This is a genomic window from Infirmifilum tikiterense (assembly GCF_054696565.1).
Genome location: NZ_CP182482.1, coordinates 273,385 through 288,115, shown reverse-complemented (window position 1 = coordinate 288,115; position 14,731 = coordinate 273,385). Strand labels below are relative to the sequence as shown.

The following is a 14,731-nucleotide window of genomic DNA, read 5'->3' as shown; positions in this document are numbered from 1 at the left end:
AAAGTTAGAACACCCGTAGGTTTTTCCTAGCAGCGTTTACGCTGTGTTTATGAGATGAATTTACAAGGATCCTACACCGTTGATGGTAACATTCACCTTAGCGCGAGTGGGGCCGCCGGGATTTGAACCCGGGACCACCAGCGCCCCAGGCTGGCATCCTTCCAAGCTAGACTACGGCCCCCAAGTCTAGGAGGAACCTAGCAACGCCACCTTAAAAAGTTTGCCTGCGTTCTCCGGTTCGAATTAGCCTGATGCGTATCGCGATTCTCTTGCCTGTAAAGGACAGGCTTTTAGGTGTATGTAAAAGCGCTAGGCGTGTGCGGCAAATGTATGCGAGGGTCTTTTAGCTACGACAAGGTTTTTATTAGTTTAACGAGGGAAAACCAGGGATGATAGGTCAGAGTTACGCTGAAGAGATGATGAGAAGGTATTTGCTTGACTCCGTAGTAGGGAGGGTAATCATATGAGCTAGTCTGTCTGAGAAGGCAAGTGTTGAGTATGCAGATTTAGAGTATTAACGAGACGCATTACTGTGCTTTAAGCAAGAAGATATCGTCTCCCCCACTCTCGATTACCTTCTCTATTCTCATCCTAGTCAAATCTACCTTACTATCGAAAACTTTCCTAATTGACACAGCGATCTTCCCGCCCGGTTTGATGACCCTAGCTATCTCCATCATAGCGTTAATAGCCTCGTGTAAAACGGTAATACAGGCTACGCCGTCGAATGACCTGTCTCTAAAGGGCAGATTGCCGGCATCGGCTCTCACAGCATCGCCTAGAACTGTGAGATTTTTTCTCTTGAATACATTGAGCATGCCACGAGATAGATCCAAGCAGATATAGTATTCCGTGGCGCGGAGTAGGGATCCAAGCATTCCAGTCCCACACCCAACATCGAGCACGTTTTTGGCACCATCCAGGAACATTCCTGCGATCATATTCTTGCGTAGCTGCTCCGCTCCATAAAGATCCTCGTATCTTTTGGCTATTTTGTCGTAAGGTAGCACAGTTCTCTTTTTAAGCAGTGAAAGAGGAAGTTAAAAGTGTGGCGCCGCGTAGTGATTAGAGGGTCTACATTCATCGGAGCTACTATAGCGTTCTGGTTGCGTCGTTTCTCGCCTAGAACGAGGATAGTTTTCACCGAGCCTTTTTCTGACGTTTACAGTGTGAGAAGCTTAAAGGAAATATTGAAGGGAGGTGAAGGCGTCATTTATTCTAAGCGGTATCTTTCGCAGGTTCTCTTGGTTGAACACGAACCCGTTTACAAGGTGGGAGATCGCGACGTATTAATCGATGCAGTTGAACCATCCTTAAAGGGATCCCCCATAACATCTGTTCGTGCGATTGAAGAGCTCCGTAAGATGCCGATTGGAGAAGCCGTTTTTCCGCCATGCCCCCTCTCGTTGCAACTGGTTCTGTACCTACGGATAGCCGGCATTAAGGCGTTTATATCCGAAGAGCCGTCGGGGCACTCGCGGTTACCTGTCAGCTTGGATGCTGGCTTGCTGACTAAAAACCCCCCAGATCCACGCTTGAGCGACGTCTGCAGGGAGGGAAGTGTTTTCGTCAAAACAGCTAGAGGAAGCATCTCTCTGCCAGTTGAGCCTTTCCTCGATGAAGCTGTTCACAGCATCTCAGCAATACTGGCATGGAGTCTGGCGTCGGATACTGAGCTTGCAACCGTTAAAACACTGGCTGTTGAGCTGGGAGATCTTCTCTTCATCGAGAACGATGATAACATTCAGGTCAGGGTTGGAAACTTTCCGCCCGACTCATCCTCTGCTAAAACATCTCTTCATGGTGACTCGTGGTTACGACTGCAATTGGACAAAGTAAGCAAGAGAATTGTAGGAGTTAGCGGTGCTTTACCAAGAGGCGAGTTGCCTCTAGCCCTTCTTCCGCTGCTGGACACCGGGGATGTTTGCAACCCCAAGAACTTGAGGATCTTAGCAGTAGCTAAAAGCCCTCTTTTCTCTGACAATAAGTTCCTTGATCTGCTTCTCGCCGCTTGGTTTAAGACATGCCGACGTCCTTCAGCTCTTCCCATGAGATCTCTATAGGGGAACCCTTCTTTGCAGACTCTAGTGCTTTTGCAACACACTTGAGTGCAATGTACCCTTCTAGTGCGGAAACGCTAGGCTTACGCCTTCTTTTAACAGAATCCAGAAAGTCTAAGAGCTCGAGCTTGAGGGGCTCTTCTTTCTGATAGGAGAGCTCGATGCCGATAGTTTCCTTGTGGAGTGATGTCTTCAAGTTTTCAGCTTGGAACCCCTCTATGCCGTTATCGATGATGATGCGTCGCAGAATGTAGTTAACTGTTATAACAGAGCTCTCGGTCCTAAGGGAGAAGCTTCGTCGCTTATAGTTGGGAGCGGTCCGCCAGCTCGCAGTCAGTTGCGCAGTCCTTGCACCCGGGTATTCAAACACCGCTTGAACTTCTACCTCGTAGGGAAAGTTCTGGGTGTTAAACGCTACCGCGTAAACTCTCTGCGGGAGATCTCCGAAAAAGAGGTTAGCTATGTCGACATCATGTACTAGAAGGTCGTGGCCGACCCCCAGGTTGAGGGTGTAGTTTCCAGCGGGGCCAGGACCTAGCCTTTCAGCCGTAAATGACAGAACCCTCAGCCCCCCAGTTCTGACCACGTTTTCCGCAACTCTCACTATGGGGTTGAACCTCTCGATGTGCCCGACCATGAGAACTCTGTTACTTCTAGACGCGGCTTTTAAGAGGTCGTAGCCCTGCTCGGGTGTTTCAGCTAAGGGTTTTTCCACAAATACATCGCACCTCTCTATCAGCGATTTCACTACGCTGTAATGATACACCGTGGGCACTGTCACGATCGCCGCGTCCAGATCCTTCTCGCGGGAAACCAGATCCTCCACGTTGTCGTAATACGTATCTGCGCTGTATAAGCTGGCTATTTCCTTAGCTCGAGAGGGATCAACGTCGACGACGATAAGCCTGTTCACAGCATCTCCTTGAAGAGAGGAGAGTACCCTAACGTGGTTTCGACCCCACCTCCCTACGCCGATTACAGCTATGTTGAGCGACATTCGATTCAACACTCGTAAGAATGCCTCTCCCTTTATCTTTTGTCCCGGCACGTCACTTTTGCGGAGAGGAAGAAATACAGCCACCTCAGACAAATGTTTTAAAAGTACAGCCCATTATATTCTCGCATGGTTAAGTGTGAGCTGTGTGGAGCCGAGATAAGAGAGATAGCCTACCGGATAGTTCTCGATGGTGCAGAGATGCTAGTATGCCCACGTTGCGCTCACGGGAAAACCGTATTAGGCACCGTCAGACTGGGGCTTTCCCAACCGAAGCAGGTCTCAAGGCAGAAACAAGCAATGCGAACCACGCGGGAAGACGTTGAAGAGGTGATTGTAGATGGGTACGGCGACATAATAAGGCAGGCACGCGAGAAAATGGGGCTTACACGTGAACTGTTGGCAGTCATGGTTGGTGAGAAGGAGTCTACGCTAAGGAGAATCGAGGCGGGCCAGCTTGAACCAACCATAGACCTTGCTCGAAAGCTGGAGAAAGTGTTGAAAGTAAAACTCATCGAAAGATACTCAGTTAGTGAAGGCGCCTATTACTCCGACCGAGATATAGGCGGCTACGACGTTACCCTTGGGGATATAGCTGAGTTCAAAGAGTAGTTATGACTAAAAGGGCTGTTTTAGTCTTCCGCTTTGACCAGAAGGTTAATCCCTCTAGTGTCCGTGAAATGGAAGAGCTCGCCGCCGCAGCAGGGTACGAGGTTGTCGGGTCTCTTACTCAAACGAGGCCAGAGGACCCCAAATATAACATTGGTAGAGGCAAGCTACCGGAGTTGCATGAGAAGGTGAGGAATGGGAAGGCCGATAAAGTGATTTTCTTTAACATGTTGAAGCCGAGCCAAGCCTACAACCTAAGGAAAGAGCTGGGAGTAGACGTTATTGATCGTTACGAGCTAATACTTGAGATATTCGCTAAGAGGGCGGGTAGCAGGGAGGCGAAGCTTCAAATCGAGCTAGCGAGGCTAAAAAGAGAGCTTAGCTTTGCTAGGGAGTACATCAACCTCTCTAAGCGCGGTGAGCTTCATGGCTTTCTTGGAGGTGGTAAGTACGCTGTAGACGCCTACTATACTTACGTTTCTAGCCGCGCGGCATTAATCGAGAAGCTCCTCGAAAAAGTACGGGCTCAGAAGAGCGCGAGATGGGTCAGAAGGGGGGAAGCGGGTTTTTACAGCGTCTCTTTGGCCGGTTACACTGGTGCGGGAAAATCGACTTTATTCGCGAGGTTGACGGGAGAGAATGTATACATTGACGGCAGGCCCTTTGCTACACTGTCTACGACCTCAAGGCGGATCAAAGTCTGCGGTTACCCTGTCATACTGACAGACACGATTGGCTTTATAGACAGCCTGCCGGAGCAGTTGCTCGATGCGTTCTACACGACGCTCGGCGAAACGCTCTTTGCCGATGTAGTAGTCCTAGTGGTAGATATCGCTGAAAGCTTAGAGGAGGTAAAGCGAAAGTTCAACGCTAGTATTGAGATTCTGTCCGGTCTCGGAGTGCCGCTTAAGAAAGTGGTAGTCGCAGCTAACAAGACCGATGCAACAAGCCCTGCGGATGTCGAGAAAAAACTGTCTGTGCTCAAGGCGAGCGGTTTACCAGTAGTTCCCGTGTCCGCGAAGCAGGGCATGGGTTTAGAGGAGCTCAAAGGTTTAGTGGCATCTAAACTACCTGAAAAAGTTCTCGAAACTATCTTCGTCAAACCCGGGGAAACTAAAGTCCTTGAGGAAGCTCTGACGAAATGCAGGGTTATTGAAATTAGCGGGGCTCATGATGGCGGGGTAAAGATTGTGATTGAGGGCAGAGCCAACGTTGTTGAGAGGATTAAGGCATGGTGTCAGGGATCGTGAGCACGCAAGACTTGAACCTCGAAGTCTACGTGCTGAGAATTGGGCATCGGCCAGTGCGTGATCACCGCGTGACCACCCATGTGGGTCTTGTTGCGCGTGCTTTCGGGGCTCGTGGCTTGTTTTTAGAAGAAAGGGTTGAGAAATCAGTGATAGAGACTCTTGTACGCGTCTGTGAAACGTGGGGCGGTGAGTTCAAAGTTGAGATCGTAAGTGACCCTTTGCGATTTATAAGGGAGTGGAAACGTGCTGGAAAAGTTGTCCACCTCACAATGTATGGCTTGAATATTGCTGAAGGAAATACTATAGATTTACTCAGGCAGTCTAAAGATAAGTTGCTGGTAGTCGTCGGCGGTGAAAAAGTTCCTTGGGAGGTCTACGACCTCGCCGACTTTAACCTAGCTATAGGTAATCAACCGCACAGCGAGGTTGCAGCTTTAGCCGTTTTTCTTGATAGGCTTTTTGACGGTAAGGAGCTGATCAGAGACTTTCCCGGGGCTAAAATTAAAATCATACCTTCTCCAAAAGGTAAAAGAGTAGTCAAGCTAAAAAATAGCTGTAGAAACTCTCTCTAGAGATTTTCCAAAAACATATTAACATAATATGCGGAGCGGCCTCTTAAAAGTGATAAACTGAAGTCGCTATGAATCCAAGCCCTACAAGCGTTACTCGACGCATATTTCAACATTCTCTTTAACTCTCAGGGACTCGCGAAGGCAGGGGCCAGACACGCGAGAGAAACGTGGGAAAACCAAAGAGTACTACTAATGCGTGAAACCGAAGCTGATGCAGTGTAACTTAGAAGGAGTGAGAGTAACATAACAGTTTTCCTTATACGAAAGTAAAGGAGGTCTGCAGAAGCCGGGACAAGGGTACTAATTTATATGGTGAGGAGTAGTACAGAATAGTAGTTTGATGCAAGGGGTGGTTCAATGCCCGATGAGGATACGATTGTTTTACTCGCGAGGAAAATCCACGGTGAGAAAGCGGAGAAAATTATGCATCTTTTATCTGAAAGAGTTGAGGTTTCAGACGAGGATATAGCTAAGGAGCTTAATCTCGACCCGGCTGAGGTCAGGAGAATTCTTAATGAATTGTTTGAATCGAGGCTGGTAAAATATCGTAGGGCTAGAGACGAAGTCATAGGATGGTATAAGTATTTCTGGCGGATAACGGATGAACCCGTTGCTAGAATTCTAGAGGACAGAAAACGCCTAGCACTGGCCCTTCTAGAAAAAGCCCTGAGTTACGAAAGAAGCGATGATTTTTTTGTATGCCCACGCTGCGGTAAGAGATTCTCTTCTAGCGAGGCCGATAACAACGGCTATGTATGCGACACTTGCGGGGAAGTATTGGAGCCTTTTGACAACTCTAAAATTATTCTTAAGCTCGAAAACGCTATCAAAAAACTAAGTGACTTCACTCCTTAATTTGGTGGAATACCTGCTCCTCCCTTTCTGCCCCCATTGGCCCCTTAACTCCCCGTTATCTTTGGTCGGTCTTGGGCTCACGCTACGGGGGCTAAGCATCACCCGTTGCGGGCCTGCTCCTCGAGGGGCTTCCGGGAGAGGGATAGCCGGCGGCCACTGGTTGCGGCCAACTGCGGGCCGGGGTCTCTAGTCACCATGCCGCGCTCTCCCATACCTTGTCACATACCTCAACTACGGACTAAAGTAGCGGGGCGGGGATTAAACCTTCAACATGCTGTGCTGGCTAAGAGCCTGAACCGATGTCGCCGAACACCCTCCGCAACCCCCTCACTACCCAGCTGGAAGGGAGGGAAGACACGAGTAGAACAAGGGAGGAAACAAAGGAAAAACTAAAAAGTAGCATTGCTTCGCAAACCAGCAGATAACTTCTCCTGTCCTCAACCTCCTCCGAAGCAACCGTATCAATAAAATCGACCTGGCTTAAACGAACGATGCAAGACACATGTGCAGTATAAAATGGCCCCAGCACCGCCCTTTCCCGGGGCACGCAGACCCCAGTACTCAGGACGGCGCACCCCCCTTAGCTTCCGGGTTCGGAATGAGACCGGGCGTTGCAGGGGTGCTATGGCCGGGGCCAGAATGACAGGTATTTACAGGGGTATAAAAAAATTGCGTTGAAGCACTAGGACAGGAGGGCCTTCGCAAGTTTTATACTGAAAATCGGGTGCTTTAGGAGCTTTGCGGCGACACTCGTAATGTTTTCTCCGTTCGCTAGGTTCACGACGTCTTCTGGGGAAAGGATGTCCGCGAGCTGGTTGAGCTCGTCATCGCTCAGCTTCTCGATTACGTTCAACGCCTTTAGGCTGTCTCTTATTCTCTTACCCCAGTATTCATTGTACTTGTCAACATACCTGCGTAGCATTTTAGAAGACAAATCGCCACTCTCTAAAGCCTCAGCGGAAACTTCAGCCGCTATTTTACCACCGGCTATCGATGTGTGTATACCCCCTCCGGTTAGCGGTATTACTTGTCCTGCTGCCTCACCGATCAGCACAACATGGTCTTGCACTATTTGCCCTAGCATTCCCCCGATTGTTACAGCGGCCCCTCTAAACTCGATGATCTTAGAGCGGCTGAACATCTCTGGGTGAGCTTTGATGAACTTATCTAGGTAGCTCTTCGGGGCAGCGCCTTGGACTCCTATTCCGACATTTGCGAGAGTGCCGTCCTTTGGAAAAATCCAGACGTACCCTTTAGGCGCTATGCTATTACCTAGGTAAAAGTATGTGAGTTCAGGGTCCGGTACCCTAACATCCGTCATAACGTACTGTATCGCTGGTATGACTTTTCTCTCGCCAGCTTTCTCTAAGTTGAATGTTTTCGCCACGAATGAAAGGTACCCGTCAGCTCCGACGAGAAGAGGGGCTTCGAGACTCAGTGTTCTAGTGTTCACTCTAACCTTTCCATCCTTTAGAGTAACTTCTCTCGCGGGTTCTCGCATGAAGATATCCGAGCCTTTCGATGCCGCATACTCGGCCATTACCCTAAGGAAATTTCTCTTGTCTATAACATAACCCATTTCCCCCTTCTCCGTTATGAGCACTTCTTTGCCGTTTGGGGCTACAACTGCTGCCCCCTTTATGGGCCTTGAGACAAAGCGGGGGACATCGCTCTTCGAAACTTCCGCTGTTTGGAGCACACGAGCACTAATACCCTCTCCGCACGGCTTAACGGCAAGGGTCTCGTTTTTTTCGATGACAGCAACTCTGAAGCCTTTCTCGGCCAGCTTTCTGGAAAACATCAGTCCTGCGGGGCCAGCACCTACGACTATAGCGTCGTAACTCATTTTTATCAGGGGTATAAGTTATATACCAGGTATAAAAATTGTACCATTGAAGATTACGAATGAGGAGAGGGAATCTCGAGCAGGAAGTGGAAGAGAAAGTTCGCCACGTACTAAACGGCGTCTCTGAAACTCTTGAAAAATTCGTGGAGGAGGGAAAATTGTCTTTGGTTGAAGTCAAGATGATAATAAGCTCTCTAGAACCTAGCTTCCGGATCCTCTCGAAAAAGTGGGCTCTAACTCTACTGTATGCTCTTCTACTGGCAGGGCCCTCATCCTTCAATCAACTACGCACGGTTACAGGGATTAGCAAAAGAAGCCTTGCTTTGCGCCTCAAGGAGTTGGAGGTTCACGGTTTGATCGCACGGGAGGTCAAACCCGGACCTCCAACAACAATTCTCTACAGGTTAACTGAAGCGGGCCGTGACACCGCGCTTCTCATGGTGCCTCTCATCTACTACCTTTCCAGACAGACACATCCTAACCTTCAATCTTAACAGGTTGCTTCCTGTGCTCATTTACTGGTCGGAGACTCGTTCTTGCTGGGTAATTGCGGTCCCCCTCAATCTACCTCCAATCATGGGGAGTAAGGGAAAGTGCAGGTCAAACACGTAAGATACAGGGAAACTAAAGATATTGTTGCATCAGCTTAACCCTCTAGACCTGCGGATTTCTAAGCTAGAGCTGCTTGTCTTAACTTCAAGAAAACCTTGCGCGGCCGGGGATCGCCCTGCCGGTAAAACAGGGCTGCCCCTCGGGTAGAGAAAAGAACGTGGTCGCGCTCCTCTGCTGTGAGGGAAAACAGCGACTCAACATCCCGTACGTAGCTTTCGGGACCAGCGAGTACGATCACAAATCCAGCAAGTTGGAAAACCCGGGGGTCGAACTCCCTGGGGAGCTGACTAATTGCTATGACGCCATAACCCCACTTTCTCACTTCTTTAAACAGCGAAAGTAGGTAGGGGGAGTGGACGTGCGCTTCCTCTAAGACTACGACCATCTCGAGCCTCTGCCTTGCACCTCTCGCCCTCATGTAGCCATGTAGCAACAGTAGCAGGACTTGCGTCGAAAACGCCACAAGCTCCCGGGACGCCATCAAAGGTAGAGTGAAGTAGATGTCCTGCTCTGCCAGCTCGGTTATTATGTAATCATTCCCGTGGAGACGCGATAGATCATCGAACAACCTTTCAAGGTCAGGGTCTCCAGCAGCTAATTTCTTAAAGGGCTCGAGGCTCTGTTCTCTTAGGCACTCGGCCATAATCTCGCGGATAACGTTTCTAGCCCCCCTCAAACCATATATCAGCTCGACATATCTACCCAACTCTCCCGCGTACTCTAGCAGATCCCAGCCTGTAGCCGTAAGAAGATCTATCCTGTCTCTTGTAATTATCAGGCGTCTGGTGAACAATCTCGCGTACGCCTCTTCGCCATGCGGATCTATAACCCAGGTCTTCACTCCACTTTCCCGCGCTTCGAGTATAAGGTGCCTTGCTAGCGTAGACTTGCCGCTGCCGCTAGTTCCCAGGATTACTCCATGCATGTTAGGAAGGTTTTCGGGGTTGAGAAAGATGTCCCTGCCTCTCTCGTCGATGCCTAGGCGAAAGCCGGTGCTCTCTTCTCTCGGGGCTAGGACCGATAGCGGGGATATGACGGGAACTACGTCTCCTGCGAGGAGGAGCACTTTTCTATCCATGAGTGAGCGTATGATCCTGTACACCATCGCTATACGCTACTCTAGTACTTTTAACGCGAATACGTCATGGGAAAAGTGGAGACCCATCCGGTCATATACTTCGCGCACGTGGGGAGTTGCTATCAGGATGGCCGATGCCAGGTAAACGGGTTCCCGTCTTTCCCACCTTCTCCTGCTCGCAAGGAAGTACTTCTGGCTCTGGTGGATTGTGCTCAGCTTATCCAGGGCGGTTCCAAACTCATAGCTCCGGTATGCCTTTGCGTCTATCTTGCTTGAATGCTCCCATGAAGCCGGCTCAAGCCTGAAGGCAAGGTACTCTATCGACTGTGCAAGTCTGTAGTTGATCCGCGCCCTGGAGAACACCTCGCGGAGGCTTGGGTAAGTGTATGTTACTGTGGACTCTCGTAAGCTGTAAACTTGGGTCTCGCGACTCAGGTTTACGGAGTAAATATCACCTTTGATTAGGGGTATAACCATTACCTGAAGCACTAGGAGGACGAGGGATGGAGGGAAATAAGGGGTGAGGATTGCAGTCAGAATAAGCACTCCCAGAAGCCTTATAGGACTACCTCTCACCTGTTTCAACCAGGCTGGCCTGAGGATTTCCCTAACCTCGTCTGCCCTCAGCCTCCTGAGGGCACACCCGGTAAGCTCGTTTCCCAGCTCAATGGTCTCTTTAGCCTCTAGTAGGTTGTTCGCGAGATCGCAAAGCCTAGTCACGCATCTCTTTGCTAGCAGGAACACTCTCCCACTTTGCACTACGAAGAAGTACTGCCCACCTGAGGTGAATGCCGCGTTGAAAAGCGTCATAGAGCGTGCCCAGAATCCTCTTTCGTCGAGGTCGTAGCAACCGTGCCGGCAGTCAAGTACCTCGAAGCCTATGTATCCGCAATACAGGTTACCCATCCTACTGTAGCACGCGTTCTCGAGGCACTCGAGTCTCTGTAACGGGCATCCGCTCAGCGTAAAGCTCACAAACAGCTTGAATATCTCTTTAGCTGACACGGTGAACGAGAGCGAGATTAAAATGTAGGCTAGTGGAAGCGAGTAAGTTGTCAGCGAAAGACCTGAGAGGAACAGAAGAAGGGAGACTAAACTTCTGTTCAATGCCCGCCCCTCCTCGAGTACTATCGGCTTCCTTCCAGCCCTGGAGAGTCCTTTTCACTAGCTCGCCTGAAATTCAGGTACAGTTCGCGAGCCCACTTTACATTTTCTCCGCTACCTAGCCGTTTAAGCGCCTGGAGTCGATAGTTCAGCAGAAGCGCTTTTCTCGAGAAGATAGGCTCTTCGTAGATCTTGTACCTCTTGAGGAGCGAGAGGTACAACTCATGATCAAACCCTGTCGCGTAGATAACCCCAGTGTCGACCTCACTAAGGGTTTCTGCATTTTCTATGAGCTTGATTAGCCTTGAAACATCCTCTTGGTTTCTCGAGGAGGATCTCAGGTCGTTCAAAGCCAGTTGCTTGTAAGTCGTTAAGATCCGCGTGTAGAGATCCCTATCTAGCGTCATTATATAATTGTCAGCAGCTTCGAAGTTAAGTTGCCTATAGGAGAATCTCCTGTAGCCGCGAATCGCGTGGTACATTATATGTAATTTCAGGGGTAGCTGGGGGAGTTTTTCCTTCACTACTAGCCTTACAGGCCCCTCAAGAGCTCTCAAGCCCTTTCGGGAACGAAGGTACATGTTCAGGAGTTTTTTGACCCTGCTGCTCTTTCTACGCGCCTCCCGTTCGCTTACCGTCACCTCGAATAACCCCCTGTCGGTTCTCTTAGAGAATGTGGAACCGCGTTTTTTCTTGAATAAATTCTCCACCTCGTTTACTCGGGTTGGATCGTCCAGATGATTTTCAATCCAACGCTCCTCATCCTCCCTCCTCTCTCTGTCTAGGACTTTCTTGGCCCAGCTGAGTAACGGTGGTTTTATGAGGCTGCGAGGATGTGGTAGGAGAGCCTTAGCCCAATCGCTCAAGTAAAATGCGCTTACTCCAGCGAAGCTTAAAAGTGCCGAAGCAGTGATCAATAAAGTCATCACAATCCCAAATAGCTGTGCGATGGGGTTTAGAACCTCGACGACATTCTCGGTTATCCACGCCGTAAAGCGGGTGACAGGATCCCATGAGCTAATATAAGTCGGGGCTGTTGTCGCGTTCCACTGAGCGATACCCCATATTGTTAAGTTCAGATTAACTGTTGCGTTCCCCTCCGTGAAGTCGCAGTGAGCAATGCTAATGTGGAGCGCGTACTCGCTGAAACCCGGGATGGGCGTCTCGGTCAGATTGAGTGGCACATCCCCGTTTACGGAGATTCCTCTGGCAACACGTTGTAGCCACTTCTTGTAAGCTTCTCTGGCTTGTCGGAGCCAGCTGGGATCTATGAGTTTGCCTGGAGGCTTCCCGCCGCTCACTGTTATGTTAGGCTTACACCCTCCAAGATTCGGGCTGTACTGCACGCGGTACGGCCCCCCTCGTACAAGAACCGTTACACCGCGCCTTAGTTCGTGAAGTGAAAATGAGTAGGTGACGTACCCCTCTCCCTTATTCGACCGCACAATAGAGTCTCCCACATAGGCCAACACGTGGCCTGAGTGCCCGTTACCCTCTTCGATAGGCTCTACCGGTAACCATACCTGGACGTCAGTGGTATAGCCTTCTTTAACTTGAAAGACGGCTGGCCAGACGTAGCAGTTGCAGCTCGAGTACTCGCGCGGGGAGTAGCAGCACGCATGGAGCGTAAAGTTGGTCCAGTAGTGAACCAACCAGAGGGCAGTGTAGTTTCCAATCGGGAGCAACACCGCCGAGCCCTCGCGGATCCGGGTCACGTACACGTGGCCCTCATCATCTCGGAGAGCTACCAACACATCTGGCTTGAAAATAGGAGTAGCGGAAACGTCCTCTACGTGAAACTTCACAACCCCAATGTTGCTCTCAACGGGAATCCTAACACTTAGAGGCTGAAGGCTCAAAGTGTACGTTTGAACGGCGGTGGGTATCAAAACGGCGAGGATGAATGCGACAAACCACACGGGTAAAGTGAGCCTTCGCACCCTCGGTACAAGCAATGTAGGTGTCAGCGAAACAAGCAGGCCTTGAAAGCTCGGGGAGAAGTTTAAAACGGTTAGCAAGCCTCGAAGCAATGCGAGGGCGAGTCCAGTAGAGGTGGCTAGCAGTTCCAGGGGTCCCAGAGCAGCGTGCATAGATGTTTGATAACCCACGACGACCGTCGGAGCCGTCGAGCTCCCTGCCTCCGCGAAAACAATGCCTAGTACAACATCCAAAACAGCCACTGCTTTCGAAAGATCCAGAAGCCGGTCAAGGAATGCGCTTAGCGAGGCTATACTCCTATCGATAGTGCTCTTAGCAGAATCGAAAAGCCCTGGCCCGGCCATAGAGAGGAGTGGCTCTAATGCCATCACTATAGACACCGCCAGTAGCACTTCAGCCAGTTCTCTGGAGAGCCAACTCACCGCCTCGCTCCTCCGCCCCGTGAACCATTTACCCAGGAAAACGAGCAGCACTACCAAAGGGCCGACCGACCACGCGATCATACTCTCACAAAGTTGACGTAGATCCCCTCGAAGATTCCGGCGAAACCCACTCCAGCCGCCGTTGCTAGCGATAGAGCTACCGCGCTCAGGGTCATCGCCTCACCTAAAGCTACGGCGGTATCACCTGCAATGCTCGCTACGTTGACCCAGTCTGCCGGAGAAAAAGGCGAGGGTCTATGGACCCTGCCTATAGCTTTCGCCGTCACAGAGTTGCTGTACAACAAGCCTAAACTCGTTGCGAGATAGATTGCCAGAAAACTACTGCCCCACCTTCGAAACTTAGGGACTGGTAGCAGAGCAGAACCAACTAGGGCGAGATATGGTGAGGCTGCAGCTACAACCCTCGAGGCGAAGCTTAAGTGCAGAAAAAATATCGCAGCTATAGATAACTCGGTTACAGACCAGCCCGTTGCTGCACCAAGTACGCTAGCGAATGGCGATGTAAGAGGCGCGGACGCCAGAACCGCTCGCTCGCTCTGGACGTAAAGGATCGTTTCGACGGCTAGTCTGCTGGCATTAGCAAATGTCAAACTGCTCTCGTTGAGTCTCTCGCTGACGAAGCCCGCGGAGTTGAGGCTTATAGGTATTCCGATCGAGCCGGCTATGCTGTCAGCGGCTGAGAAGATCACCTGAAGGATAACGGTGTAGAGCAATACATTCACGGCTGCCTCGAAATCATAGACAGCTTCACCGCGTCTACCTAATGTCCACTTGAGCGTTCCGAGCGCGAGGTACAGTAGTGCCCCACTCGCGGCGACGAGATCAACAACCAGCATCTACACTCCCTTCGATAGCGTGCCTACAATTATGGCCCAGCCACGCCTCAGAAGACTATCCATGATCTGAGCAATGCTGGAGATCTCCGGGATGCCTAGCGAGTTAAGCACGTAGACGACGAAGAAAGTTAACGGTATGATCGCGAGCGTTTCAGCGGCGCGTATAAATTTAGACACGGCAAGGCTTCTCCCAAAGCTCCCTCCGGTTACCCATGAAAGGACGGCGTCCAAAATAAGTATAATAAAGCCGAGAACGCCGATACCGAAGGTTATCGCAGACAGAAGGGCTAGGACATCAATGAAAGGCTGAAAAATCTTCAATACAATCTCCTCAGGCTGCAGAAGCGAAGGTGCGTTTAGCGCAAGGGGGACAATGGCGGCGAGCTTCTCATCGACGTTGCGCCACTCCACCACTTCTTTCCTTCTTGTTCTTCTAAGCGATGCTTCGAACCTAACCTGGAGGATTTTCAGCTTAATTTTATCCTTAAAGTTCATCGTTGAAACTCAGCCGCAAGTTTATATTGAAAAGTGAGA

The 14,731-nt window shown here is 50.3% G+C and carries 14 protein-coding genes, 1 tRNA gene and 1 rRNA gene; 6 read left to right on the top strand and 10 right to left on the bottom strand.

Annotation, left to right across the window (positions count from 1 at the left end):
- Nucleotides 1–107 precede the first annotated feature (107 nt).
- Both ACNO7C_RS01625 and ACNO7C_RS01620 read right to left on the bottom strand, forming a co-directional pair.
- A tRNA-Pro gene (locus ACNO7C_RS01625) sits at nucleotides 108–181 on the bottom strand.
- A 346-nt stretch (nucleotides 182–527) separates the two neighbouring features.
- Nucleotides 528–1,010 carry a class I SAM-dependent methyltransferase gene (locus ACNO7C_RS01620; RefSeq protein ID WP_460025279.1) on the bottom strand — a complete coding sequence of 161 codons (483 nt, stop codon included), beginning with the start codon at nucleotides 1,008–1,010 and terminating at the stop codon, nucleotides 528–530.
- 51 nt (nucleotides 1,011–1,061) lie between these two features.
- Between ACNO7C_RS01620 and ACNO7C_RS01615 the strand changes: the two genes are divergently transcribed.
- A complete protein-coding gene (locus ACNO7C_RS01615) occupies nucleotides 1,062–2,063 on the top strand; it encodes a hypothetical protein (protein WP_460025278.1) in 1,002 nt (333 codons plus the stop codon).
- Here ACNO7C_RS01615 and ACNO7C_RS01610 read toward each other — a convergent pair.
- Nucleotides 2,017–3,141: a Gfo/Idh/MocA family protein gene (locus tag ACNO7C_RS01610; RefSeq protein WP_460025884.1), complete on the bottom strand. Its 1,125-nt coding sequence runs from the start codon at nucleotides 3,139–3,141 to the stop codon at nucleotides 2,017–2,019. The two genes, ACNO7C_RS01615 and ACNO7C_RS01610, sit on opposite strands and share 47 nt — an antisense overlap.
- 42 nt (nucleotides 3,142–3,183) lie before the next feature.
- Between ACNO7C_RS01610 and ACNO7C_RS01605 the strand changes: the two genes are divergently transcribed.
- From ACNO7C_RS01605 to ACNO7C_RS01590, 4 genes are all read left to right on the top strand, one after another.
- The gene (locus ACNO7C_RS01605) at nucleotides 3,184–3,666 is read left to right on the top strand and encodes a multiprotein bridging factor aMBF1 (protein ID WP_460025277.1); all 483 of its coding nucleotides are present in this window, start codon (nucleotides 3,184–3,186) and stop codon (nucleotides 3,664–3,666) included.
- Between the two features lie 2 nt (nucleotides 3,667–3,668).
- The gene (gene hflX, locus ACNO7C_RS01600; RefSeq protein WP_460025276.1) at nucleotides 3,669–4,913 is read left to right on the top strand and encodes a GTPase HflX; all 1,245 of its coding nucleotides are present in this window, start codon (nucleotides 3,669–3,671) and stop codon (nucleotides 4,911–4,913) included.
- An 11-nt stretch (nucleotides 4,914–4,924) separates the two neighbouring features.
- The gene (locus tag ACNO7C_RS01595; RefSeq protein WP_460025275.1) at nucleotides 4,925–5,485 is read left to right on the top strand and encodes a tRNA (cytidine(56)-2'-O)-methyltransferase; all 561 of its coding nucleotides are present in this window, start codon (nucleotides 4,925–4,927) and stop codon (nucleotides 5,483–5,485) included.
- Nucleotides 5,486–5,842: 357 nt separating this feature from the next.
- Nucleotides 5,843–6,340, top strand: a complete 498-nt coding sequence (locus ACNO7C_RS01590) for a TFIIB-type zinc ribbon-containing protein (protein WP_460025274.1) — start codon at nucleotides 5,843–5,845, stop codon at nucleotides 6,338–6,340.
- 517 nt (nucleotides 6,341–6,857) lie between these two features.
- Here the strand turns inward: ACNO7C_RS01590 and rrf are convergent.
- A 5S ribosomal RNA gene (rrf, locus tag ACNO7C_RS01585) occupies nucleotides 6,858–6,976 on the bottom strand.
- A 46-nt stretch (nucleotides 6,977–7,022) separates the two neighbouring features.
- Entirely contained in the window at nucleotides 7,023–8,186 is a 1,164-nt protein-coding gene (locus tag ACNO7C_RS01580; protein WP_460025273.1) for an NAD(P)/FAD-dependent oxidoreductase, read from the bottom strand.
- 59 nt (nucleotides 8,187–8,245) lie between these two features.
- Between ACNO7C_RS01580 and ACNO7C_RS01575 the strand changes: the two genes are divergently transcribed.
- Nucleotides 8,246–8,680 (top strand): winged helix-turn-helix transcriptional regulator, encoded by a 435-nt coding sequence (locus ACNO7C_RS01575; protein ID WP_460025272.1) that lies wholly within the window; start codon nucleotides 8,246–8,248, stop codon nucleotides 8,678–8,680.
- Between the two features lie 176 nt (nucleotides 8,681–8,856).
- Here the strand turns inward: ACNO7C_RS01575 and ACNO7C_RS01570 are convergent, their stop codons facing one another.
- Genes ACNO7C_RS01570 through ACNO7C_RS01550 form a run of 5 tightly spaced genes read right to left on the bottom strand, consistent with a single transcriptional unit; the run spans nucleotide 8,857 to nucleotide 14,692 of the window.
- Complete coding sequence (locus tag ACNO7C_RS01570) at nucleotides 8,857–9,903, bottom strand: ATP-binding protein (RefSeq protein WP_460025271.1); 1,047 nt, start codon at nucleotides 9,901–9,903, stop codon at nucleotides 8,857–8,859.
- Between the two features lie 9 nt (nucleotides 9,904–9,912).
- Nucleotides 9,913–10,983 carry a hypothetical protein gene (locus tag ACNO7C_RS01565; RefSeq protein ID WP_460025270.1) on the bottom strand — a complete coding sequence of 357 codons (1,071 nt, stop codon included), beginning with the start codon at nucleotides 10,981–10,983 and terminating at the stop codon, nucleotides 9,913–9,915.
- Nucleotides 10,984–11,003: 20 nt separating this feature from the next.
- Entirely contained in the window at nucleotides 11,004–13,391 is a 2,388-nt protein-coding gene (locus ACNO7C_RS01560) for a hypothetical protein (protein WP_460025269.1), read from the bottom strand.
- A gap of 26 nt (nucleotides 13,392–13,417) precedes the next feature.
- Nucleotides 13,418–14,197 (bottom strand): hypothetical protein, encoded by a 780-nt coding sequence (locus tag ACNO7C_RS01555; RefSeq protein ID WP_460025268.1) that lies wholly within the window; start codon nucleotides 14,195–14,197, stop codon nucleotides 13,418–13,420.
- The gene (locus ACNO7C_RS01550; RefSeq protein ID WP_460025267.1) at nucleotides 14,198–14,692 is read right to left on the bottom strand and encodes a hypothetical protein; all 495 of its coding nucleotides are present in this window, start codon (nucleotides 14,690–14,692) and stop codon (nucleotides 14,198–14,200) included.
- Nucleotides 14,693–14,731 lie beyond the last annotated feature (39 nt).